At 70.0% G+C, this 2036-nt stretch carries 2 pseudogenes; one reads left to right on the plus strand and one right to left on the minus strand.

The annotated features are described in order from the left end of the window. Positions 1-1870 (plus strand): annotated as a pseudogene (locus tag IH13_RS38470) (AAA family ATPase); the annotation flags it as partial. Between the two features lie 62 nt (positions 1871-1932). Here the strand turns inward: IH13_RS38470 and IH13_RS44980 are convergent. Then, positions 1933-2036 (minus strand): annotated as a pseudogene (locus IH13_RS44980) (alpha/beta hydrolase); the annotation flags it as partial.

The raw sequence follows: 2036 nt of genomic DNA on the forward strand, positions 1-2036 counted from the left end.
ACGTCGGCGACGGTATCCGCGTCGACACCGCCGAGCCGGTCACCGTCACCGACTGCGCCGTCCGCGACAACCGCGGCGCGGGCCTCAAGCAGACGAGGGTGAACGAGCGGCTCACCGTCGAGAACCTGAACAGCTCCGGCAACGTGGCACCGGACGCGTGGGGCGACACCCTGCCGCCGGACGCCGCGAACGGCGGGGCCGGTGACTCGGCCAAGAAGCCGGAGGGCCCGCTGGAGGAGCTGGAGTCGCTGGTCGGCCTGACCGAGGTCAAGGAGCAGGTGCGGACCCTGGTCAACCTCACCCAGCTCAACCAGCGCCGTACCCAGCTGGGCATGCCCGTCTCCCAGATGAGCCGCCACCTGGTCTTCTCCGGCAGAGATGTGTATAAGAGACAGCTGTGGCCCGTCTGTACGGCGGCATCCTGGCGGGCCTGGGCGTCCTGCGGTCCGGGCACCTGGTGGAGGTCTCCCGCGCCGACCTGGTGGCGCAGGTCATCGGTGGTACGGCCATCAAGACGACCGAGGTGTTCAACGAGGCGCTCGGCGGCGTGCTGTTCATCGACGAGGCGTACACGCTGCACTCCGACAGCAAGGGCTCCGGCGCCGACTTCGGCCGGGAGGCGATCGACACCCTGCTGAAGCTGATGGAGGACCACCGCGACGACGTGGCCGTCATCGCCGCCGGCTACACCGGCGAGATGGACTCCTTCCTCTCCTCCAACCCGGGTCTGGCCTCCCGTTTCACCCGCACCATCGAGTTCGCCAACTACTCGGTCGGCGAGCTGGTCACGATCACCGAGAACATGTGCGCGGGGCACCGCTACGCACTCGACCCCCGGACCCTGGACGCCCTCGCCCTGCACTACGAGCGCATGCCGCGTGACGCGACGTTCGGCAACGGCCGTGCGGCGCGGCGGGTGTTCGAGGAGATGGTGGACCGGCAGGCGTCCCGGCTCGCCTCCATGAAGAACCCGGCGGAGAGCGATCTCACCCTGCTGCTCCCCGAGGACGTGGCGACGGATGCCGGCACTCCGACGGACGACGGCCCCGGCTCCGAGGAACTGCTCGCCGAACTGCACGCCATGATCGGCCTCACCGCGGTCAAGAACGAGGTGACCGCCCTGGTCAACCTGCTCACCGCGGCGAAGCAGCGCAAGGCCGCCGGGCTGCCCACCCCGAGGATCAGCAACCACCTCATCTTCTCCGGGCCCCCCGGCACGGGCAAGACCACGATCGCGCGGCTGTACGCGGACCTGCTGCGCTCCCTCGGCGTCCTGCCCAAGGGCCAGCTGGTCGAGGTGGCCCGCGCCGACCTGGTGGGCCGGTACGTGGGACACACGGCGCAGCTCACCAAGGAGGCGTTCGAACGGGCCCTGGGCGGTGTGCTGTTCATCGACGAGGCGTACACGCTCACCCCGGAGGGTGCGACCTCGGACTTCGGCCGGGAGGCCGTCGACACGCTGCTGAAGCTGATGGAGGACCACCGCGACGAGGTCGTCGTCATCGCCGCCGGCTACACACGCGAGATGCGCCGCTTCCTCGACTCCAACCCGGGTCTGGCCTCGCGGTTCTCGCGGACGGTGGAGTTCGAGAACTACTCCACGGACGAACTGTTGGAGATCCTGTTCAAGCAGGCCTCCGACTACGGCTACGACTGCTCCCCGGAGGTGACGGCCGCTCTGCGCGGCTATGTGGACGCCCTGCCGCGCGACCACGCCTTCGGCAACGCGCGTACGGCACGCCAGATCCTTGAGGGCATGATGACCCGTCAGGCGGGCCGGATCGGTGCGATGTCGGCGCCGGGGCTGGACGACCTGCGTCTGCTGCTTCCGGGGGACCTGCCCCCGGAGGCGGCACCGATGAGCCGCTGACGGGGGCGGGACGGAGGCCGGACGCCGCGCCGGTGAGCGGCTGTCCGGCTCCCCGGCCCGTAGAACGAGGCCAGGCAGTCGCGGGGCCAGGGCTTGAGCCGGCAGACGTGACGCTCGTAGAAGACGCGCATCGCCTCGTGGTACTCGTCCGTCTCGGTGGTTCCGG

It is taken from the genome of Streptomyces sp. NRRL WC-3549 (genome assembly GCF_000721935.1).
GTDB lineage: Bacteria > Actinomycetota > Actinomycetes > Streptomycetales > Streptomycetaceae > Streptomyces.